Origin of the sequence: Sphingosinithalassobacter sp. LHW66-3 (genome assembly GCF_050703275.1) — a bacterium.
In the GTDB taxonomy this organism is placed as follows: Bacteria; Pseudomonadota; Alphaproteobacteria; order Sphingomonadales; family Sphingomonadaceae; genus Sphingomonas.
The window spans coordinates 2,806,402-2,827,923 of sequence record NZ_CP193482.1; the positions used below are offsets into that span (position 1 = coordinate 2,806,402).

The window sequence follows — 21,522 nt, forward strand, 5'->3', positions numbered from 1 at the left end:
ATTGCCGGGGGCGCACACGCACCCCCGGCAGTTTCTCGCGGACCTTAAATCTCGCAGCGGTGGCGCAGGACAATGCCGCTGCGCGTGCCGGTGGGTTCGCCGTCGCGCAGTGCGAGCACGCCGTTGACGATCACTGCCTCGATGCCTTCGGGGCTGGCGGTGGGATCGGCATAGGTGGCGTGATCGATCACGCGATCGGCGTCGAAGATCACCACGTCGGCGCGAAGCCCGGCGCGCAGGACGCCGCGATCCGAAAGTCCCATGCGCATCGCGGGGAGCGACGTCATCTTGCGGACCGCCTCGGCGAGCGTGAGCACGCCGCGCTCGCGAACATAATCGCCGAGGATGCGGGGGAAAGTGCCGTAGGAGCGCGGATGGGTGAGCCCCACCGGATCGCTTTCCATCGCGGGGACCGAGGCGGCGGCATCGGTGCCGATGCTGACCCAGGGCTGGCGCATCGCCAGATCAATGTCGTCCTGGCGCATCATGAAATAGAGCGCGCTCGCCCGCTGCGGCAGCGCGGCCAGCATCGTATCCCAGGCGACGTCGGCCGGATCACGGCCGAGCGCGGCACCGATCGCGGCGAAGCTCTGCCCTTCATACTGGCGCATTTCGGGCACATGTGCGCTGGCGAGCACGACATTGTCCCAGCCGCCCGAAGCGTGGACGAGATTCGACCAGTTGGGCTGGGGACCGGCGGCGAGCTCGCCCTTGAGGCGGGCGCGGACCAGCGGGTCGCGCAGCGCCTCGTGCGCGGCGTCGCGGCCCTGTTCGTAAAGATGAGTCGGCACCGTCGGCGACAGGCCGGTGCCGCCGGCGCGATAGGGATACATGTTCGCCGCGACATCGACACCGCGCGCGCGGGCGCTTTCGATCAGTTCGATCGCCTGCGGCATGAGCTGGCCCCAGAGCGGCGCATAGGCGGCCTTGAGATGGAAGATCTCGACCTTCGCGCCGCTGCGCTCGCCGATCTCGATCGCTTCGCCGATCGCGGCGAGCAATTCGCTGCTCTCGTCGCGCATATGGGTGGCATAGGTTCCGCCGCAGCGGCCGGCGATACTGGCGAGGCGCACCAGATCCTGCTGCGCGTGAAAGGTCGCAGGCGGATAGATCAGTGCAGTCGAGACGCCAAAGGCGCCGGCGCGCATCGCAGTCGCGACCTCGGCCTCCATCACCGCCATCTGCTCGGGCGTGGGCGCGCCGGCGGAATCGCCCATCGCCTTCATCCGCGCTTGGGTCGCCGAATAATAGGTGCCGAAATTGACGGCGATGCCCTGCGTCTCGAGCTGCCGGAAATAGCCGGTGACTTCGTCCGCGGGAACGGCGGTGCCGCCTTCGCCGGCAATCAGCGTGGTCACGCCCATGCGCAGCTTGTTTGCCGCGCTGCCGTCGCGCAGCAGGGCGTGGCCCGACTGGTCGAGCATGTCGATGAAGCCCGGCGCGACATAGCGGCCGGTGGCGTCGATCTCGGTCTCGCCGCGACCCGGCACCGCGCCCATCGCGACGATACGCCCGTCGTCGATCGCGACATCGGCGCTGACCCAGGGATTGCCGGCACCGTCTAGGACATGGCCGTTGCGGATGACGATGTCATAGTCGGCCGCGTCCTGCACGGGCGCGGGCGCGGCGCCGGACAGCATCCCGGCGACGATCAGTGCGGCAAAGCGTCTCATAGGTGCGTCTCCCCTGCATGCGCGGCCAGCTTTTGCGGCCCCCAGACCGTGTCGCCGCACCACACTTTCCCGTCGCGATAGACGACGCCGGGCTGGCGATCGCGGGCGAGGAAGGTGGGGCCGTCGAGATCGACGTAGCGGCAGCGCTGGGCGACGAGGAACGACGGCGCCATCGACAGGCTGCTGCCCATCATGTTGCCGACCATCGCGTCGAGCCCGAGCCGCTTGCCCGCCTCGAGCATCATCAGCGCCTCGGTGAGGCCGCCGCACTTGTCGAGCTTGATGTTGAACGCGCCGAACCGGCCGGGGAGCGTCGCCAGATCGTCGAGCGTGAGCACGCTTTCATCGGCGGCAACGGGGATCGGCGACTTGAATCCGTCAAGCTCGTGCTCGGCGCCGCGCCGCACGGGCTGTTCGAGCAGCTCGACGCGCGCCTCGACGAGCGTTGCGACGAGCGGATCGAGCTGGTCGCCGGTGAAGCCCTGATTCGCATCGACCCCCAGCCAGGCGTCGGGCCGTGCCGCCCGGACGGCGCGGACCCGCTCGCCGTCGAGATCGAGATCGCCGGTGAGCTTCAGCTTGAGCGCATGCGCCACCGTATAGCCGCGCGCCGCCTCCGCCATCGCGGCCGGATCGTCCGCGCCGAGCGTGAAAGTGGAGACGAGCGGATAGGGGGACTGGAATCCAGCCAGCTTCCACACGGGCACGCCGGCGCGGTCCGCCTCGAGCTCCCAGAGCGCGCAATCGACTGCGTTACGGGCGCCGCCCGGCGGCATCGCCTCGCGCAGCTCCTCGCGGCTCAGCCCTGCTTCGATCGCGCCGCGATGGGCGTCGAGCTCGGCCACCATATTGGCGACATCATCCTGCAGATAATAGACGCCGGCACCCTCGCCGCGCCCCCGGTGCGCACCGTCGCGCAGCGTGACCGTGACGAGTTCGGAGGAGTCGAAGAGATAGCCCGAGATACGAAACGGAGCCTTGTAGGGGAACTTCTCGACTGCATATTCGAGCGTCATTCGGCCCATCGCGCTGCACTCCATTTTCCAATCAGGACATAGTTTCCTGCTGGGGCTTTCGAGTCAAGCATGGCATCGGCAGATCCTTGCATCGATTGCTGATGTTCGGCTCGGTAAAGTCCGAGGAATTGCAATCGTCAGCGGGTCGCGCACCGCGCCGAAGCGCGCGGGGCGATTTGGCAAAATTCTCCGCAGCGTTGACAAGTTTCCGATTGGGATAAACACTCCTGGGCAGCGAAGAGTCGCGTCGAGGGAGGGAGTACCGATGGGAATGGATCGCAAGCCGGGGAGGCGCGACGTTCTGAAGGCGGCCGGCGCAGGCGCCTTGATGTCCTTTCCGATGATCAATCGGGGATATTACAGCCTGGGTGCGACTCAAACGACCTATTCGGCGCGCGCGATCGCGCTGGTCGAGCACGCAATGGTCCTCGACATGCTGGCGATTCCCAAGATCGACTTTCGGCCCGACGTCTACGCCGATCCGATGACCGAGGAGCAGAAAGCGGAGTTTCGCGCCTCCGGCGTGACGGGCATCCACAATGCGGTCGGCATCGGCGGCCCGGGTTCGAAGGAGCAGGCGCTTGAATTCCTGGCGGCGTGGCAGGGCTATGCCGGGCGCAACTCGGACGTGTTTTCGCTCGTGGGGCTGGTCAGCGACCTCGAGCGGGCCAAGGCCGAAGGCAAGGTGGGCATGATCATGGGCCTGCAGAATGCCGATCAGTTCGAGCGCGTCGAGGATGTGAACTATTTCTACCAGCTGGGGCTGCGCTGTGCCCAGCTTACCTACAACAGCATGAACCGTATCGGCACCGGCAGCACCGAGCGAGTCGATGCCGGGATCAGCGACTTCGGCGTGGCGATCATCAACGCGATGAACGAGGCAGGCATGCTGATCGACGTGTCCCATTCAGGCGACCGCACGACGCTGGACGCAGTCGAGCTTTCGCCGCGTCCGATCGCCTATACCCACAGCAACTGCCGCGCGCTCAACGCCCATCCGCGCAACAAGACCGACGAGATGATCGTGAAGCTGGCGGCGAAAGGCGGCGTGATGGGCATCACGGGCGTGCGCAACTTCATCCGCGATCGCGATCCCACGACCGTTGCGCATTATGTCGATCACATCGAACATGTCGCGCGGCTGGTGGGGATCGAGCATGTCGGGATCGGTACCGACAGCGACTTGAACGGCTATGACGACATGCCTGCGGACCAGAACACGATGCTGCGCAATGCGTACAAGGAAAGTTACGCATTCCGCGCGAAGATCGACGTCGACGGGTTCGATCATCCGCGCAAATTCTACGATCTTACCGAGGAGCTGATCCGCCGCAACCATTCGGATGCGGACATCGAACTGATCCTCGGCGGCAATTTCGCGCGACTCCTGCGGGCGACCTGGAAATAGGGGCGCTTCGACGGCGCGGGTGTGCCGCCGCCGTGGAGGCGCTGTACGTGGGACGCGGACGTGCGTGCCGTCGCCTGCTTTCGGCGGGAGCGGCGCGGTTCTTCGCGTGCCGCTCGGCCACCCGCGGCATGTGTCACGGCAGAGATGTCACAATCGGATTCTTTGTTCCGTAACATGATTGACATTCTCCAAACCGAGTGCAACCGTCCCATTCAGGTTAACTAGATCGCGATCGGCAAATGCGCCGACGTCGATCAAATCATGCCGTCGCGGTGTCTGTACCGGCGGCCAGTGCTTCTGGGGGCTCGACGCAGAACTTCATCGGGGAAGAAATCATGCTTGAACGAAAGATCGCAGTTCGCACGGCCTTGTCGGCTTCCGTTGGAGCTCTTGCTCTGGCTGTCGCCGGACCGGCTTTCGCTCAGTCGACGCCGGAACCGGCCTCGGATCAGACGGCGCCTCCGAGCAGGACGCCGCAGCCCGAGGCCGAAGCGATCGTCGTGACCGGATCGCGCATCGAGCGGGCCGGTTTCGACCAGCCCACCCCGACCACCGTGATCGGCGATGCAGAAATCCGGCTCGCAACGGCCCCGAACCTGCAGCAGGTGCTCAACGAGCAGCCGCAGATCCGCAACTCAGTCTCGCCCACCGGCACGATCGGCAACACCTCGAGCGGCACCGCGCCGGTCGATCTACGTGGCCTGGGCAGCGCACGCACCCTGACGCTGGTCAACGGCCGTCGCTTCGTCGGCGACAACAATCTCAACTTCGTGCCGACGAACCTGGTTCAGCGAGTCGAGCTGGTGACCGGTGGCGCATCGGCAGCCTGGGGCTCGGGCGCGGTCGCGGGTGTCGTCAACATCATCCTGAACGACGATCTGGACGGCCTGACGCTGGGTGCCCAAAGCGGCATCTCGTCGCGCGGCGACGGCTTCCGCTATGGGTTTGATGGTTCGTTCGGAACGCAGTTCGCCGGTGGCCGCGGGCATTTCATGATCGGCGCGGAATATGTGAACGACGAAGGAATATCGCCGGAGGGACGTGCCGAGCGTCCGTGGCTGGGCGCAGGCAACGTCAACCTGGGCGGCGGGCGCTTCGAGCTGCAGCCGGACGTGAACGATCTGGCGCCGATCACGCGCCAGGGCACGATCCTGGCCGGGTCGCTCGCGGGGCAGCTGTTCAATGCCGACGGCTCGCTCCGTGCCGCGACCGAGGAGGATTATTTCAGCCTCTATGATCTGCTGTGGGTCGCAAGCCCGCTCGAGCGCGTGAGCGCCTATGCACGCGCCAGCTACGACATCGGTGAGAATGTCACTGTCTGGGCCGATGCGGTTTATGGCCGCGCCGAAACGACTCAGCCCTTCTTCCCGGATTTTTCGTCGCCGGTCTTCGCGGTGTCGGCGAGCAACCCGTTCCTTTCGCCGACGATCCAGGCGCAGCTCGCCGGGGCGGGGGAGACGAGCCTTACGATCGGGCGGCTGTTCACCGACACCTTCTTCATGACGTTCGACGCGGAACGCGAGACGAAGGAATTCGCGGTCGGCATCGAAGGCAGCTTCGGCAACGGCTGGGAATATGACGCGCACTTCAGCCATGGCGAAGTCGACAGCGTCCAGCGCTTCTTCAATTCGTCGATCCCCGAAAATTTCGCGCGGGCGATCGATGCGGTCGAGGTCGGCGGACAGATCGTCTGCGCGGTGAATGCCGATGCGGACCCGACCAACGACGATCCGGCGTGCGTGGCGTTCAATCCGTTCGGGATCCGCGCCGCCTCGCCCGAGGCGATGGAATATGTGAGCGGCACGCAATATCTCGCGGGGACGACGAAACTCGATTCGGCCGCGATTCGGCTGCAGGGCGATCTGTTCTCGCTGTGGGCGGGCCCGGTCACGATCGCCGTGGGTGCCGAGGCACGTTGGGAGGAGCAGGAACAGTCGAACGGCCCGCTCGACGAGGCCGGTGTGTTCGGGCTGGCGGTGTTCACCGTGCCGACGCAGGGCGGGTTCGACGTACAGGAAGGCTTCGTCGAAGCGCTGGTTCCGCTGCTCGACACCCAGGCGGTCGAACTCGATCTGAACGGTGCGGCGCGCTATTCGGACTATAGCCTGAGCGGCGGCATCTGGTCGTGGAAACTGGGCGGCACTGCCCGGCTGTTCGACGACATTCTGCTCCGCGCCACGCGCTCGCGCGACATCCGCGCACCCAGCATCGGCAACCTCTTTTCGGTGAGCTCGATCAACGTGCGTCCGGTCGTCGATCTCGACAGCGCGGGGAGGGACGCCGTCCCCGGTTATAATCCGAACCCGACCGCGACGATCCTGAGCGGAGGCAATCAGGATCTCGTACCCGAAGTCAGCGAGACCTGGACGGTGGGCGGCTCGATCTCCCCCAGCTTCCTGCGCGGGCTCAGCGTCTCGGTCGACTACTACGACATCAAGATCGGCAATGCGATCACGACCCCGAGCGCCTCGGATGTCACCGCAGCCTGCGCGCAGGGCGACGCGGGTGCCTGTGCCCGCGTCGTACGCGATGCGACCGGCACGATCGACACCGTCTATGCCTTTGCCCAGAACATCGCGCGGTTCCAGACGAACGGAGTCGATATCGAGGCGGCCTATCAGCTGCCGCTCGCGTTGATCGACGGGGAGGCGGGAACGCTGCGCTTCCGCGCGCTGGCGACCTATGTCGACTCGCTGGTGTTCGAAACCGGCTTCACCCGCCGCGACGTGGCGGGCGACGTCGGCGATCCGGTAATCGACGGCGTACCGCACTGGCGCGGTACGTTCAGCGCCGGCTATCAGAGCGACAGCTTCGGGATCGACACCCGGGTGCGCTATGTGGGCGGCGGCCAGTTCGACAGCCAGCAGAACATCATCAACGGCGACATCGAGGCACGCACCTATGTCGACCTGGGCGTTCAGTTCCGCGTCTGGGACCGGTTCGAGCTGTTCGGCAACGTCCGCAACGTCTTCGACGTCGATCCGCCGCTGGTCACGACGACGGCCAACGCCCATTACGAAGGCATCGGCCGCTTTTTCCAGGTCGGCACCAAGGTGAAGTTCTGACCATTGGCGGCGGGAGCGTTCAAGGCCTCCCGCCGCTTCCGTTCGACAGAAGAAGAAGGGGGAGGCATGACTCTGGTCCCGAAACGCAAAGGCGCCGTGCTGTTCACTGCCCTGCTGCTGGCGACCGCCGCACCGGCGGTCCACGCGCAGACCGTGCAGTTGCCTCGTGCCGAGGCGACCACCACGCTGGAAACCCGCGTCGGCGAGCTCGAGGCATTCGTGGATGGCGCAATGGCGATGGGAATCGCCAATCGCGAGATCGCGGGCGCGGTGTTCGTGCTCGTCGCCGACGGCGAAGTCGTGTTCCAGAAGGGCTATGGCTATGCCGATGTCGAGGCGCGCCGGCCGGTCGATCCGGCGCGGACGCTGTTCCGGCCCGGCTCGGTCTCGAAGCTGTTCACCTGGACGGCGCTGATGCAGCTGGTCGAGCAGGGCAAGGTCGACCTCGATGCGCCGATCGACCGCTATCTCGACTTCACCATTCCCGACACGTTTCCGCAGAAGATCCGCGTCCGCGACCTGCTCGATCACACGCCCGGGTTCGAGGACGGCTATGCCGACATGTTCGTCAGCTCGCCGGACGAATATCGGCCGCTCGGCCCCTGGCTGGCGTCGCACATTCCGGCGCGGGTGCGGCCGCCCGGCCAGGAAATCTCCTACTCCAACTATGGCAGCGCGATCGCCGGCTATATCGTCGAGCGCGTATCGGGCGAAGACTTCTTCGACTATGTCGACCGGCACATCTTCCAGCCGCTGGGCATGACCCGCAGCACCTTCCGCGAGCCGCTGCCGAGCGGCTGGGAAGGCGATGCGGCGGTCGGCTATGAATGGAAGGACGGCCGGTTCGTCGCCCAGCCGCCTGAAATGATTCGCAACATCGCGCCTGCCGGATCGATGTCCGCGCCGGGCGCCGACATGGCGCGCTTCATGATCGCTCATCTGCAGGATGGGCAGATCGACGGCACGCGTATCCTGCGCCCCGAAACCGCGCAGCAGATGCGGACCCGGCTGGCGGCCAATTCGCCGGGCCTGCCGGGTCTTGCCCATGGGTTCCTGGAGGGTCGCGTCTCGAACCCGCGGATCGTCTGGCACGGCGGGAATACCGGGGAGTTCCATTCGAACCTGGTGCTCGCGCCCGAGGCGAACGTCGGCTTCTTCATCTCCACCACCGGCGGCGACGGCTCCTCGCTGGCGCGTTCGGAGCTGACGGCGTTGGTGACCGAGCGCCTGTTTCCGACCGAGCGGCTGCCGCTGTGGACCGGGGCGCCCGCCGAGTTGGTGGAAGGCACCTATCGCACCAACCGACGCTCCTACACCAGCTACCGACTCGATCCCGCGAGCCTGATCCAGGTCCGGCGCGACGGCGAGCATGGGCTGGTGATGACGCTGAATGGCGAGACGGTCCGCTGGGAGCAGGTGGGGCCGCGCGTCTTCCAGCAGAGCAGTGCGGCGACGAGCCCCTATGGACCGCTCGGCCTGCTGCAATTCTATGGCGAGGGCGGCGACACGCGCTTCTCGTTCGAGGCGCAGCCCTACACGCTCTACCGCCTGATTCCCTGACGCCGCGGACTTCGGGTTCGAGCGGCGCGTCCTGCAGGTCCGGACGCGCCGCTATCGCGTCGGGGTCTAGCGTCGGGGCACCACTGGCAAGTCGATGTAGGAAGGCTGGGCGGCGGAATGGTGAAGCGTGTTGTGCGCCACCACATGGCCGGTTTCGCTTTCGTTAGCGCCGCCGGTGTTCAGGTTGCGCACGAATTTCGGGAAGTTCGATGACGTCACTTCGACGCGGATGCGATGGCCGGGTTGAAAGGTGTTGCTCGTGGTGATCGGCGTCGGCGCAATGGTATAGACTTCGCCCGCCTCCATCATTTCCGGCCGTTCATAGCCATTGCGGTAGCGTGCGCGCAGGATCGTGTCGCCGAGGATATAGGCAGTTCCGTCGGGCGCGACATCGACCAGCTTGACCGCGAAGTCGGTGTCGCGTGCGTCCGAGGAGACACGCAGCACTGCGTTCACGAAGCCGGTGACTTCGAGCGGCTCCGCGAGCGGCGCGCTGGTATAGACCAGCACGTCGCGCCGCGCCTCGATCGGGCGCTGGTCGAACGCGCCGGCCGTCACCAGCCCGCCGTTGCAGCAGTCGCCGCCGCCGATCGTCTGAACCGGGTTCATCGGATCATAGGTGTAGCGATCCGGCGCCTCGGCCGCAGGCGGCGCCTCGACGGAAAGCGCCCCGTCGCCATAAAGACTGTTCGCATTGCCGCCCGAGCGCAGATACATGCGCACGCTGGTGGCGTCTGCCGGGGGCCATTGCTCCGCCGACTGCCAGCGATTGGCGCCCATGGTGTAGAAGCGCACGGCCGGAGTGGTCGCGGGATAGGCGTCGCGCTCGCCCTTCAGCCAGCGATCGAAAAAGGCGAAGACCTGCGCATCGACGTCGAAGCTGGCGTCGCCGAGATCGCGGTCGCCCGAGACGAAGTCCGGGCCGAGGCCGGCGAAGGCGCAATGGGTGTTCGGCCCGACGATCGCATATTGGTTGGCGCTCGCTTCGGCATCGGTGCCGGCTTCGCGCGCGTGGTTGAACAGCGCCATGTTCGGGCCGATCGACACGTCGTACCAGCTGTTCACCCAGAGCGCCGGGACGCCCCAGCCCATGTCGTCATGGTAGAGGCCGCCTTCGCGCCACGCGGGATCGGCGGGACCGCGCGCGATCAGCTCCTCGAAGGTCGCGGGCGGCTCGCCGAGATCGGATAGCATCTCGTCGACGGGCAAGTAGCGGATCTGGCGCGTCCAGTTCACCGAGGGCTTGGTCGCGGCAAGATCATTGTAGCGCGCGATGCGGGCGCGAATATCGGGATCGAGATCGCCCGGGAGCTGGGCGCGCAGCGGATTGTCGACTCCGTAGAGCCAGACGAAGAACAGCGTGCGCGGTACGCCGCCGGTGTACCAATTGCCCTGCTCCCGGAACGGCCCCACCTTGCCGATCCCGGCGCCCGCAGCCATCGGGACCATCGCGGCGTGAGCCGGGTGGTTCTGCGCCGCCAGCGCGAGCTGCCATTCGGCCGACGAGGAACAGCCGAGCGTGCCGATCCGCCCGTTCGACCAGGATTGCGCCGCGATCCAGCTCAGCGTGTCATAGCCGTCGGTCTGCGGATAGCCGAGGATCTGATAGTCGCCCTCGGAATAATAGCGGCCCCGCTCGTTCTGGACGACGAAGGCATAGCCGCGTTTGATCGCCTCGAGCGCGCGGCGGCTGGTGCGGACGTTATACGAAAGCTCGTTGTAGGGCGTCTTCCACAGGATCGTCGGGAGCGGCCCCTCCGCGCCCTTGGGACGATAGATGTTGGTCGCCAGCTCGACGCCGTCGCGCATCGGCACCATCGCGATCATCCGGGTATCCGCGATCCGCGCCAGTTCCTGGGTGACCGCCTCGTCGCTGTAGCGGGCATAGTCCTGGGCCGGAGCAGGGGCCGCAACGGCGGTGGCGACGGCAATGGCGGCTGCGGCGGCGAAGAGGCGTTTCACGGCGGGAGTTCTCCTGTGGTCGGCGCCGCGCGGCGCCCCTGCATCGGCTCGTGGCTTGGCGTTACTCGGCGGCCGCCTGGGCTGCCGCCATCACGCGCAGGATGTTGCCGCCCAGCATCTTCGCAAGATCCTCGTCCGAATAGCCTGCCGCGCGCAGCCGCTCGGTGACGCGGGGCAGGGCGGAAATGTCCTCGAGCCCGGCGAAGCCGCCGCCGCCGTCCCAATCGCCCGAGAAGCAGACGTGATCCACTCCGGCAACCTCGATCGTGTGGAGCACCATTTCCATGTAGCGGTCGAAATCGGTGTCCCACACCGGGTTGGTCCGGTTGAGCGCGTACCATTGGCGCGAAAAGGCTTCCTGTTCGGCGGGCGACATTTCGGCGATCGAGTCGAACCGCTCGAACAGCGGTCCGCGCGCGCCGCTGGCGTTCAGGTTCGACAGGAAGATGGTGCTGACGCAGATCGCGCCGCCTGTTTCGGCAAGCCGGCGGATGCGCGCGTCGTCGAGATTGCGCGGATGATCGAACGCCCATTTCGCGGTCGAGTGCGAAAGCAGCAGCGGGGTTTTGGAGAGCGCCAGCATCTGATCGAACGCCGCGTCCGAGGCGTGGCTGGCATCGATCACCATGCCGAGCCGGTTCATCTCCGCCACCCACTGGCGGCCAAGCGGGCTGAGCCCGTTCCAGCGCGGCTCATCGGTCGCGGAATCGGCGAACTGATTGTTGGCGCCATGCACCGGCGAGGCGAGGCGGACGCCGCGGCCGTAGAACTCCTCTATCAGCGCGAGATCCTCGCCGAAGGGATAGCTGTTCTCCATGCTCTTGAAGGCGATCAGCTTGCCCTGTGCATCGAGGCTGAGGGCGTCTGCGGGAGTCAGCGCCGGGCCGATCCGCGCCGGGAAGGCCGCAATGGTGCGATCGATGCTGTCCGAGCGCGTGCGCGCAAAGGCCAGCGCGTCGGCGTAGCCCTGCGGCGTCAACGGTCCCTGATCGGTGTAGATCGCGAAGAAGCCGCCATCGAACGCGCCGTCCTCCATCCGCGGCAGATCGACCTGCGCCATATCGATCCGCAGATCATGGCGGGCTCCGAAGTCCCAGCCGGCGCGGTCGAAATGGAGCGGCGTATCGAGATGGGTGTCGAGCACCAGGAAATCGGCATGGCTGCGCTGTCCCCCGGGCGCCTGCGGCGTCGCGCAGGAGGACGCGAGCAGCGCGGCGGCAAGCGCGACCGCTCCTCGCAGCGGATGGCGCGCCTGAGGGCCGAAGGAGCAAAAAGGGGCGTTGGTCGGGCTTGGCGTCATGGAGATCTCCGCGCTGCGAGTGGCGCGCGCTTGCGAAAATCGGCGCGCCATCCTACCAATCCTGCAGTGAACAGGTCGAGGTCGGACATAATGATCCTGAACGGAAAATTGTCAAACGCCCGGAGCGGCTGGTGACCGACACCCATCCTACTCTGGGCAGCGTCCTGCGGCGCATCCGCGCCGGTAAGGGCTGGACGCTCAAGGAGATGAGCGCGAAGAGCGGCATCCCGGTTTCGACGCTGTCGAAGGTCGAGCACGACCGACTGACGCTGACCTACGACAAGCTCCAGCAGCTGAGCCGGCGGCTCAACCTGCGCATGTCCGACCTGTTCGCCGAGGAGCCGGACCGGCCCGAGCGGCAGGCGATGGGCCGGCGCAGCCTGGGTTCGCTCGATCGTGCGTTCCGCGTCGAGACGCCGAACTACGACTATCACTATCTGAACCCGGATCTTCGCCGCAAGCGGATGATCCCGATCCTCACCCGTATCCGCGCGCGCAGCACCGAGGAATTCGGCGAGCTGGTGCGCCACCAGGGCGAGGAACTGATCTACGTCCTCGAAGGCAAGATCATCGTGCACACCGAATTCTACGATTCGGTCACGCTGGCGCCCGGCGAATCGATCTACATCGATTCGACCATGGGCCACGCCTATCTGGTGGCGCCCGGCTATGACGAGGCGCTGGTGCTGGGCGTGTGTTCGAGCGCCGACGAGGGGCTGATGGACTCGCTGATGAGTCTGCACGGCGAAGTCGCCGCCTGAGCGGCCTCAGGGAAGCGGCAGCGCCGTGGTGGACTTGATCTCGGACAGCGCGACGATCGAATTGATCTCCTGAATCCCGGCGACCTGGCTGAGCTTTTCGAAGAAGAAGCGCTCATAGGCCTCGATGTCCGCCGCGACCACGCGCAGCAGGAAGTCGACAGAACCCATCAGCACATAGGCTTCGAGCACTTCGGGGAAGGTCTGGATCGCCGCGGCGAATTCGTCGAGATGCTGCCGGCCGTGGGTGTTGAGCTTCACCTGGGCGAACACCTGGGCGTTGAGCCCGACCTTGCGGCGGTCGACGAGCGCCACCTGCTGCCGGATCACGCCGCTCTCGCGCAACCGCTGCACGCGGCGCCAGCACGGCGTCTGCGAAAGGCCGATGCGCTCGGCCAAATCCGCGTTGGACAGAGTCGCATCCTCCTGCAGGAGCTCAAGGATGCGGCGTTCGTACCGATCGAGAGGCTCCATGCGGATGATCCTTTCCGTAAACCTTCGCTTTCCGAAACAACAGTCTCAAAAAACGGTTGGCCGGGCAAGAGTTAGGAAACACCTCCTCAGCCGCCAGTGATAGACAGGGAGTGTCTTTCCCGAGGAGTGCCGAGCCGATGCGCCCGTCCGAACCCCAGTTTCACGCCTTTTCCGACGACGAAGCGGGAGTGCGGGGCGTGATCGCGATCGATTCGCTCGCGCTGGGCCCGGCGGCGGGCGGGTGCCGGCTGTGGCACTATCCCGATCGCGCCGCGGCGGAGCGCGATGCCGCGCTGCTGGCGCGCGGCATGAGCTACAAGAACGCCATGGCCGACCTGCCGTTCGGCGGCGGCAAGGCAGTGCTCCTGGCGCCGCTCGGTGCCGACCGCCGCGCGGCCTTCCGTGCGTTCGGCCGCGCAGTCGAGGCGCTGGGCGGACGCTATGTAACTGCCGAGGACGTGGGCACGACCACCGCGGACATGCGCGCGGTGCGCGAAGAGACCCGCCATGTCGCGGGGCTGCCGCACGACCCGGCGTCGGCATGCGCCGGCGGCGACCCATCGCCCTGGACCGCGCTGGGCGTGTTCCATGCGATGGAAGTCGCGGTGCGGCATCGGCTGGGTGCGGAGCTGGCCGAGGTGACGGTGGCGGTGCAGGGACTCGGTAGCGTCGGGCGCAGGCTGTGCGGCCTGCTGGCGGATGCCGGCGCGCGGCTGATCGTCGCCGATATCTCCGAGGCACGCGTGGCGGAAATGGCGGCGCTTCACGGCGCGCTGCCCTGCGCGCCCGAGCAGATCCATGCCGCCGACGCCCATGTCTATGCTCCCTGCGCGCTGGGAGGCGCGCTGACGCTGGAGGTGATCGAGCGGCTGAACGCGGCGGTGGTGTGCGGGGCGGCGAACAACCAGCTTGCCGAGCCGGAGGTCGATGCCGCGCTGGCCGCCCGCGACGTGCTCTACGCGCCCGACTACGTCGTCAATTCGGGCGGGATCATCAATGTGGCGGCCGAGTATTTGGGCGAGAGCACACTCGACGTCGAGCATCGCGTGCAGGCGATCGCGCCGCGCCTTGACGCGCTGTTCGTCCGCGCGCGCACCGAAGGAGTCGCCCCGGGCGCGATGGCGGACCGGACGGCGGCGCAGCGGATCGCGCAGGCGCAGCCGGCGCGATCCGCTGCGGTTCCGGCGTGAAATGGCCGTCGTTCTCCGGCTGGTCGCCGACGCCGATCCGGGCGTGCCGTCGCGCTTCTTCGATCTCATGCAGGCGCAGCAGCGCTTCCCGACCGGCTTCCACATGGACCGGGAGGCGGACACGCTCGTCATCACCGCGCACTTCGCGGCGGGAGCGGAGCTGCCGCCCTCGCTGCTGCCGCGGCTGCGGCAGATGACGGGTATCCGCTCGGCCTCGCTGGGGGAAACGGCATGAACGCGCCGTTCGAATCGCCACGTCGGGCGCCCGCGGCCGAGAAGCCGCGAAGCGGCGCCGATCATCTGCTTGCGGTGCTCGCCGACGCCGGAGTCGAGGTGATCTTCGGCTATCCGGGCGGCGCGGTGCTGCCGCTCTATGATGCGCTGTTCCGTCAGGAGCGAATCCGACACGTGCTCGTGCGGCACGAACAGGCGGCGGTCCATGCTGCCGAAGGCTATGCCCGCAGCACCGGCCGGCTCGGCGTGGTGCTCGCGACATCCGGGCCGGGGGCGACCAACTGCCTGACCGGGCTTGCCGACGCGCTGGCGGACTCGATCCCGATCCTGTGCCTCACCGGGCAGGTGCACAGCCACCTGCTCGGCACCGACGCCTTTCAGGAGGCGAACGTCGTCGCGCTGTCGCGGGCGGCGACGAAGTACAACGCCGCGGTGACCTGCCCGAGCACGCTGGGACCGCTCGTGCGGCGGGCGCTCGACATCGCCACGGCCGGGCGGCCCGGGCCGGTGCTGCTCGACATTCCCAAGGACGTGCAGGCGGCCGAGGGGTCGGTTGCCGATTTCGAAGGCGCGATACCGCCGCTGTCGGTTGCGCGGAGTCCGTCGATCGACCGTGACGCGATCGCTCGCGCGGCGGAACTGCTGCGCCGCGCACACCGCCCGATCCTCTACACCGGCGGCGGCGTGATCAATTCGGGACCGGCCGCCAGCCGGGCGCTGCGGCGGCTGGCGGAGATCACCGGGGCGCCGGTGACATCGACGCTGATGGGGCTGGGCGCCTTTCCGGCCTCGCATCCGCAGTGGATCGGCATGCCGGGGATGCACGGCACGTTGGAGGCCAATCTGGCGATGCACGGCTGCGATGTGATGCTGTGCATCGGCGCGCGTTTCGACGATCGCGTGACCGGACGGCTCGATCGGTTCGCGCCGGGCGCCCGGGTTATCCACATCGACATCGACCCCGGGCAGATCGGTCGCCTGGTTCCCGCCGAGGTGGGGATCGCCGCCGATTGCGGTGCGGCGCTTGAGGCACTTTGCGGCGCGCTGGAGCCGCAGGTGCGGTGCAGCCTGGGGCCCTGGTGGGGCCGGATCACCGAATGGCGCGACCGCCGCTCGCTCGACTTCGCCGAAGATGCGGACGCGATCGCGCCGCAGCGGGCGATCCGCCGCCTGTTCGAACTGACGCGCGAGCGTCGGCCGATCGTGGCCACCGAAGTGGGCCAGCATCAGATGTGGGCCGCGCAGCACTTCGGATTCGAGGCGCCCGGCCGCTGGCTGACGTCGGGCGGGCTCGGAACCATGGGCTATGGCCTGCCCGCGGCGATAGGTGCGCAGATCGCGCACCCAGACGCGCTGGTGATCGACGTCGCCGGCGACGCATCGATCCAGATGAACATCCAGGAACTGGGAACGGCGGCGCAATATCGGCTGCCGGTGAAGCTTTTCATCGTCAACAATGCACGGATGGGAATGGTGCGCCAGTGGCAGGACTTGCACCACGGCGGCCGGCATTCGCAGAGCTGGTCCGAATCGGCGCCCGATTTCGTCGCGCTGGCGCAAGCCTATGGCTGGACGGGATTGCGAGTCGAGCGCCCCGAGGCGCTGGACGATGCGATCCGAACGATGATCGAGACTCCGGGGCCGGTGTTGCTCGACTGCCGGGTGCGCGCCGACGAGGATTGCTATCCGATGATCCCGGCGGGCGCCGCGCACAACGAGGTCCGGCTGGGCGCGAACGCAACGCTCTGAGCGGAGGCACGAGGCCGCCGCTCGATCCGGGAAGCGGACACAGGGTCGTCCGAGGTGCCATACGCCGCGCTGCCGCGCGGCTGCCGCTGGCTATCCTGCCGCTGAATGAACTGGTCGGGACGACAGGATTCGAACCTGCGACCCCCACACCCCCAGTGTGATGCGCTACCAGGCTGCGCTACGTCCCGACCGAGGGGGAGGCATCTATGCGGGCGCGCGGCGAGATGCAAGTGGCCGCGATGCGAGAGCCGGCGCGCTTCCGCAACGATCCTTGCGTGCGCCGCGCACCCATGATAGCGCGCGCCGCTTGAACCCTGGAGCGTTGTCGCTCCCAATCCAGGCTTTCGGGAACCCATGTTCGCCACCCCAGCTTATGCCCAGGCCGCCGGCGCAGCCGGCCAGTCGGGAGGCGCCGCCGGCGCGTTCCTTCAGCTGTTGCCGCTCATCCTCATCTTCGTCGCATTCTACTTCCTGATGATCCGTCCGCAGCAGCGGCGCATGAAGGCGCTGCAGGACTCGGTCGCGGCGGTGAAAAAGGGCGACAGCGTCGTCACCGGCGGCGGTCTCGTCGGCAAGGTCACGCGAGTCGAGGACGACCATGTCGAAGTCGAGCTGGCACCCAATGTGAAGGTTCGAGTCGTCAAGGCGACGCTCGCGCAGGTGATGCCGCTTGGCAGCGCCAAGCCCGCGAACGACTGACATGCTCGATTTCCCGCGCTGGAAGGTCTGGAGCGTCATTGCCGTGATCCTGGTCACGGTGCTGCTCGCCGTGCCCAGTCTGCTGCCCGGATCGGTGCGCGCCTCGCTGCCCGCATGGGTGCCGACGCCGACTGTAAACCTGGGGCTCGACCTTGCCGGCGGCAGTTACCTGCTGCTCGAGGCGGATACCGCGGATGTCGCGACCCAGCGCCTCGAGGGGATGCAGGAAACCGTCCGCACCGAGATGCGGCGAAGCCCGCGGATCGACATCGGCGACATTTCCGTGCGCGACGGGCGCGTCAGCTTCATGGTGCGCGACGCCAGCCAGGTCGACGCCGTCCGTGAGCGGCTCAACCAGTTCACGACCGGTGCCGGTTTCAGCGGCCAGCGCGACTGGAACATCGAAGTGGTCGACAGCACGCGCTTCGTGCTGACGCCCACCGAAGAAGGTCTGGAGCAGGCGATCGAAACCGCGATGGGCGACGCGACCGAAGTCGTGCGCCGCCGCATCGACGAACTCGGTACCCGCGAACCGACCATCGTGCGGCAGGGCCGCGACCGAATCGTCGTGCAGGTGCCCGGCCTCGGCGATCCGACGCAGCTCAAGGAGCTGCTAGGCCGCACCGCATTGCTCGAGTTCAAGTTGGTCGACACGACTGCCGATCCCGCACAGCTCGCGCAGGGCATCGCGCCGGTCGGCAGCGAAATCCTGCCCTATCCGGACGCTCCGGGCGGGCTGCCCTATGTCGCCTATTTTCCCGACCAGCCGCCCCGAGTGGCCGTGCAGCGCACGACGATGATCAGCGGCGATCAGCTGGTCGACGCGCGCATGGAGTTCGAACAGACGACCAACGCCCCGGGCGTGGTGCTGCGGCTCGACGGCGGCGGCGGGCGGCGCTTCGCGCGGGTGACGACCGAAAACACCGGCAGGCCGTTTGCGATCATCGTCGATGACGAAGTGATTTCGGCGCCGAACATCAACGAGCCGATTACCGGCGGCGTTGCCCGCATCGACGGCGGCTTCACCAGCGAGAGCGCGACTCAGCTCGCCATCGCGCTGCGATCGGGCAAGCTGCCGATCGAGCTCGCGGTGGTCGACCAGTCGACGGTGAGCCCCGAGCTCGGCCAGGATTCGATCAACAAGGGCGTGTTCGCCGCGGTGCTGGCGACGGTATTGGTGATCGCGTTCATGTTGGTCACTTATTTCCGCTTCGGCGTCTATGCGACGATCGCGCTGATCGTGAACATCCTGATGATCGTCGGGGTGATGGCGCTCTTCAACGCGACGCTCACGCTGCCCGGCATCGCCGGCTTCGTGCTGACGATCGGCGCGGCGGTCGACGCCAATGTGCTGATCAACGAGCGAATCCGAGAGGAACAGCGGCGCGGCCGCACCGTCGTCCATTCGATCGAGTTCGGCTACAAGGAAGCGAGCCGCGCGATCTTCGACGCCAACATCACCAACGTGATCGCCGCAGCGATCATGTTCATCTTCGGCTCGGGCCCGATCCGCGGCTTCGCAGTCGTGCTGACGATCGGCATCGTGACGTCGGTGTTCACCGCCGTCACTTTCACGCGCCTGATGGTCGCCGAATGGCTGAAGAAGCGGCCCAAGCAGCTGGTGATTTGAGATTCGCCGACCGGCGAGTGAGGATTGATTGAAATGCGTCCGCTGAAACTCGTACCCGAGAACACGAACATCGACTTCCTCGCGGTGCGCCATATCGCGACCGGGCTTTCGGTGCTGTTGATCATTGCCTCGATCGCGCTGGTCGCGATCCGCGGGCTGAACTTCGGCGTCGATTTCGCGGGCGGGCAGATGGCGCGAGTCGAATTCCAGCAGGCGGTTCCGATCGACGAGATCCGGGATCGGATCGATAGCCTGGGACTGGGGGAAAGCTCGATCCAGCAGTTCGGCGACGAGCGCAGCGTGGCCATCCGCCTGCCGCTGCCCCCCGGCGGCGATAGCGCCTCCGAGGAGGCAAGCACGCGCATCCGCAGCTTCATCGAGCAGACCTGGCCGGGCGCGCACATCAGCTCGGTCGACGCGGTTTCGGGCAAGGTATCCGAGGAGCTGTTCGTCAAGGGCGCGTGGGCGCTTGCGCTGGCGATGGGCGCGATCGCGATCTACATCTGGATCCGGTTCGAGTGGCAGTTCGGCGTCGGCGCACTGTTTTCGCTGGCGCACGACGTGGCGCTGACCTTCGGCTTTTTCGCGCTTACCCAGCTCGAGTTCAACCTGAACACGGTCGCGGCGATCCTGACGATCATCGGCTATTCGCTGAACGATACGATCGTGGTGTACGACCGAGTACGCGAGAATTTGCGGAAGTACCGCAAGATGGAAATGATTCCGCTGCTCAACCTCTCGACCAACGAGACGCTGGCACGCACGATCGTGACCTCGTTGACCCTGATCATTGCGCTGGCCACGCTGGTGCTCGTCGGCCCCGAAGTGATCTTCGGCTTCTCGGCCGCGATGCTGCTGGGCATCGTGATCGGCACCTATTCGTCGATCTACATCGCCAATCCGATCCTGATCTGGACCAAGGTGGGGACCGACAGTTTCGTTCCGAAGGAGCGCGGGCCCGAAGGCGCCGAGCGGGTGCAGGCCAAGGAAGTCCCCTGATGCGGATGGACCGGAGCGGCGACGGCGAAGGCCCCGTCATCTCCGGCTTTTCAGGCCGCGGCTTCGTGATCGACGGCGGCGTGTACGAGGGGCTTTGGATCACGCCTGCGCGTGCCGACGGCTGGCTGCCGCCGTCGATCGAGAAATTGTCGGAGGCCCATCTTGCGCCGCTGCTCCAGCTCGATCCGCATCCCGAGTTTCTGCTGCTCGGCACGGGAGCGCGACTGATCCGCCCGCCGCAAGCGCTGACGGCAACGCTAGAGCGCCGCGGGATCGGCATCGAAGCAATGGACAGCCGCGCCGCGGCCCGCGCATGGGGGGTCCTGCGCGCCGAGCTCCGCTGGATCGCGGCCGCGCTCTATCCGCTCGACGCAGTAGCCTGAGGCGCGCTACCTTCCCGACAAACAGGGGAGGATCGGATGTTTGCAGTTTTCGCCGCCACGCTTGCGCTCGCTGTACCGGCACAGGATGCCGCCGCACAGCCGCTTCCAGACTATCGCGAGGGTGCGAACTGGCTCTGCCGGCCGGGGCGGGAGGATGCCTGCACCCAGGACCTGACCGCCACGGTGATCGCAGCCGATGGAAGCCGGCGCATCGAGCGGTTCGAGCCCGCCGCCGATCCGGCGTTCGACTGTTTCTATGTCTATCCCACCGTCTCGAACGATCCCGGCGGCAACAGCGATCTCACCCCCGGCGACGAGGAGCGGCGAGTGATCCAGGTGCAGGCCGCTCGGTTTCGCGCGCAGTGTCGCGTCTTCGCACCGGTCTATCGCCAGGGCACGCTCACGGCGCTGCGGATGAACCGGCCGCGCGATCGGGAGATGGGCTATCGTGACGTGAAGGCGGCGTGGGAAGACTATCTGGTGCACGATAATGGGGGCCGCGGGGTTGTTCTGATCGGGCACAGCCAGGGCGCCTATGTGCTGACGCAGCTCCTTGCGCGCGACATCGAAGGCTCGCCGGCCGCCGACCGGCTGATCTCGGCGATGCTGATCGGCGCCAATGTGCCCGTCGCGGAAGGCAGCGATACCGGAGGCGCGTTCCGCGAGACGCCGCTGTGCCGGAGCGCGGATGCATATGGGTGCGTCGTCACCTATGTCACCTTTCGCGCCGAGGCGCCGCCGCCCGAGGACAGCCGGTTCGGCGCCACGGAAACGACGGGCACGCGGGTGGGCTGCACCAACCCGGCGGCTCTGGCGGGTGGCAAAGCAGTCGGGGATGCATATTTCAGCGCCGCGAGCAGCTTTGTCGAAGGAATGGGAGAGGCCAGCGCTTGGACGTCAGACGGTGCGCCGGTGGAGACGCCGTTCGTCAAAGTACCAGGACTCGTCTCGCTCGAATGTGTCGCGCGGGGCAGGTTCGACTATCTGGCGGCAAGCGTGAACGCCGATCCGGCCGACCCGCGCGCTGACGATATCCCGGGCGATGTCCGGATAGGGTCCAATCTGGTGCCGCAGTGGGGGCTGCACCTGATCGACATGAACGTGGCCATGGGCGACCTCGTCGCGCTGGCGGGCCGCCAGGCAGAATCCTGGGGGGCGGCCCGCAACTGACGGGGCGAGGGCGCTCCGCCTTGCAGGCCTTCCTCAACTGCCCTTGGGTTCCGGGTGGCCGACATCGTCCGCCGGGTTGAAGTCGCGGGGCGGGTGCACCTGGTCGGCAGGCCGATTGAGGGTATCGTTCGGAAGACCGGCGTCGCCGTCTTTCTGATGCTCGGTCGAGATATTGTCGGGACGGGTGCTGTCCGGACGCCGGTCGGCCATGATCCTTCTCCATTTGATCTGATCTCAGGAGAAAAACCCGTG

18 protein-coding genes and 1 tRNA gene are annotated in these 21,522 nt (G+C 66.9%); 12 read left to right on the top strand and 7 right to left on the bottom strand.

Annotated elements, in window-relative coordinates:
* Positions 1-44 precede the first annotated feature (44 nt).
* Positions 45-1,673, bottom strand: coding sequence for an N-acyl-D-amino-acid deacylase family protein (locus tag ACQ450_RS13760; RefSeq protein ID WP_431469693.1), 1,629 nt, complete (start codon positions 1,671-1,673; stop codon positions 45-47).
* Positions 1,670-2,698, bottom strand: coding sequence for a dipeptide epimerase (locus ACQ450_RS13765; RefSeq protein ID WP_431469694.1), 1,029 nt, complete (start codon positions 2,696-2,698; stop codon positions 1,670-1,672). Before ACQ450_RS13765 ends, ACQ450_RS13760 begins: the two co-directional genes overlap by 4 nt.
* A gap of 319 nt (positions 2,699-3,017) precedes the next feature.
* Between ACQ450_RS13765 and ACQ450_RS13770 the strand changes: the two genes are divergently transcribed.
* The 3 genes from ACQ450_RS13770 to ACQ450_RS13780 all read left to right on the top strand — a co-directional run bounded on the left by ACQ450_RS13770 (position 3,018) and on the right by ACQ450_RS13780 (position 8,722).
* Positions 3,018-4,097, top strand: a complete 1,080-nt coding sequence (locus ACQ450_RS13770; protein WP_431469695.1) for a dipeptidase — start codon at positions 3,018-3,020, stop codon at positions 4,095-4,097.
* A 500-nt stretch (positions 4,098-4,597) separates the two neighbouring features.
* The gene (locus ACQ450_RS13775) at positions 4,598-7,162 is read left to right on the top strand and encodes a TonB-dependent receptor plug domain-containing protein (protein ID WP_431469696.1); all 2,565 of its coding nucleotides are present in this window, start codon (positions 4,598-4,600) and stop codon (positions 7,160-7,162) included.
* 66 nt (positions 7,163-7,228) lie between these two features.
* Positions 7,229-8,722, top strand: a complete 1,494-nt coding sequence (locus ACQ450_RS13780; RefSeq protein WP_188054278.1) for a serine hydrolase domain-containing protein — start codon at positions 7,229-7,231, stop codon at positions 8,720-8,722.
* 66 nt (positions 8,723-8,788) lie between these two features.
* Here ACQ450_RS13780 and ACQ450_RS13785 read toward each other — a convergent pair whose 3' ends face one another.
* A complete protein-coding gene (locus ACQ450_RS13785; RefSeq protein WP_431469697.1) occupies positions 8,789-10,684 on the bottom strand; it encodes a CocE/NonD family hydrolase in 1,896 nt (631 codons plus the stop codon).
* 61 nt (positions 10,685-10,745) lie between these two features.
* Entirely contained in the window at positions 10,746-11,984 is a 1,239-nt protein-coding gene (locus tag ACQ450_RS13790) for a dipeptidase (protein WP_431469698.1), read from the bottom strand.
* Between the two features lie 131 nt (positions 11,985-12,115).
* On the opposite strand from ACQ450_RS13790, the gene ACQ450_RS13795 reads away from it, so the two are divergent.
* On the top strand, positions 12,116-12,745 hold the full coding sequence (locus ACQ450_RS13795) for a helix-turn-helix domain-containing protein (protein WP_431469699.1): 630 nt from the start codon (positions 12,116-12,118) through the stop codon (positions 12,743-12,745).
* A 6-nt stretch (positions 12,746-12,751) separates the two neighbouring features.
* On the opposite strand, the gene ACQ450_RS13800 is transcribed toward ACQ450_RS13795, so the two are convergent.
* Positions 12,752-13,216: an Lrp/AsnC family transcriptional regulator gene (locus ACQ450_RS13800; protein ID WP_188054282.1), complete on the bottom strand. Its 465-nt coding sequence runs from the start codon at positions 13,214-13,216 to the stop codon at positions 12,752-12,754.
* Positions 13,217-13,353: 137 nt separating this feature from the next.
* Here ACQ450_RS13800 and ACQ450_RS13805 point away from each other — a divergent pair, with 137 nt between their 5' ends.
* The 3 genes from ACQ450_RS13805 to ilvB are packed head-to-tail and all read left to right on the top strand — an operon-like array spanning position 13,354 to position 16,389.
* A complete protein-coding gene (locus ACQ450_RS13805) occupies positions 13,354-14,406 on the top strand; it encodes a Glu/Leu/Phe/Val dehydrogenase dimerization domain-containing protein (RefSeq protein WP_431469700.1) in 1,053 nt (350 codons plus the stop codon).
* 1 nt (position 14,407) lies between these two features.
* Positions 14,408-14,641 carry a hypothetical protein gene (locus ACQ450_RS13810; RefSeq protein WP_431469701.1) on the top strand — a complete coding sequence of 78 codons (234 nt, stop codon included), beginning with the start codon at positions 14,408-14,410 and terminating at the stop codon, positions 14,639-14,641.
* Complete coding sequence (gene ilvB, locus ACQ450_RS13815) at positions 14,638-16,389, top strand: biosynthetic-type acetolactate synthase large subunit (RefSeq protein ID WP_431469702.1); 1,752 nt, start codon at positions 14,638-14,640, stop codon at positions 16,387-16,389. The genes ACQ450_RS13810 and ilvB overlap by 4 nt, the downstream gene beginning before the upstream one ends.
* A gap of 111 nt (positions 16,390-16,500) precedes the next feature.
* Here the strand turns inward: ilvB and ACQ450_RS13820 are convergent.
* A tRNA-Pro gene (locus ACQ450_RS13820) sits at positions 16,501-16,577 on the bottom strand.
* Positions 16,578-16,743: 166 nt separating this feature from the next.
* Between ACQ450_RS13820 and yajC the strand changes: the two genes are divergently transcribed.
* From yajC to ACQ450_RS13845, 5 genes are read left to right on the top strand one after another with little or no spacing between them, the layout of a single operon-like run.
* Positions 16,744-17,088 (top strand): preprotein translocase subunit YajC, encoded by a 345-nt coding sequence (gene yajC, locus ACQ450_RS13825; RefSeq protein WP_188054286.1) that lies wholly within the window; start codon positions 16,744-16,746, stop codon positions 17,086-17,088.
* A gap of 1 nt (position 17,089) precedes the next feature.
* Entirely contained in the window at positions 17,090-18,718 is a 1,629-nt protein-coding gene (gene secD / locus ACQ450_RS13830; RefSeq protein ID WP_188054287.1) for a protein translocase subunit SecD, read from the top strand.
* Positions 18,719-18,751: 33 nt separating this feature from the next.
* Positions 18,752-19,717: a protein translocase subunit SecF gene (secF, locus tag ACQ450_RS13835; RefSeq protein WP_188054288.1), complete on the top strand. Its 966-nt coding sequence runs from the start codon at positions 18,752-18,754 to the stop codon at positions 19,715-19,717.
* The gene (locus ACQ450_RS13840) at positions 19,717-20,100 is read left to right on the top strand and encodes an Mth938-like domain-containing protein (RefSeq protein WP_431469703.1); all 384 of its coding nucleotides are present in this window, start codon (positions 19,717-19,719) and stop codon (positions 20,098-20,100) included. The genes secF and ACQ450_RS13840 overlap by 1 nt, the downstream gene beginning before the upstream one ends.
* Positions 20,101-20,136: 36 nt before the next feature.
* Positions 20,137-21,270, top strand: coding sequence for a DUF3089 domain-containing protein (locus ACQ450_RS13845; RefSeq protein ID WP_431469704.1), 1,134 nt, complete (start codon positions 20,137-20,139; stop codon positions 21,268-21,270).
* 33 nt (positions 21,271-21,303) lie between these two features.
* Here ACQ450_RS13845 and ACQ450_RS13850 read toward each other — a convergent pair whose 3' ends face one another.
* Positions 21,304-21,480 (bottom strand): hypothetical protein, encoded by a 177-nt coding sequence (locus ACQ450_RS13850; protein ID WP_188054291.1) that lies wholly within the window; start codon positions 21,478-21,480, stop codon positions 21,304-21,306.
* Positions 21,481-21,522: the final 42 nt, after the last annotated feature.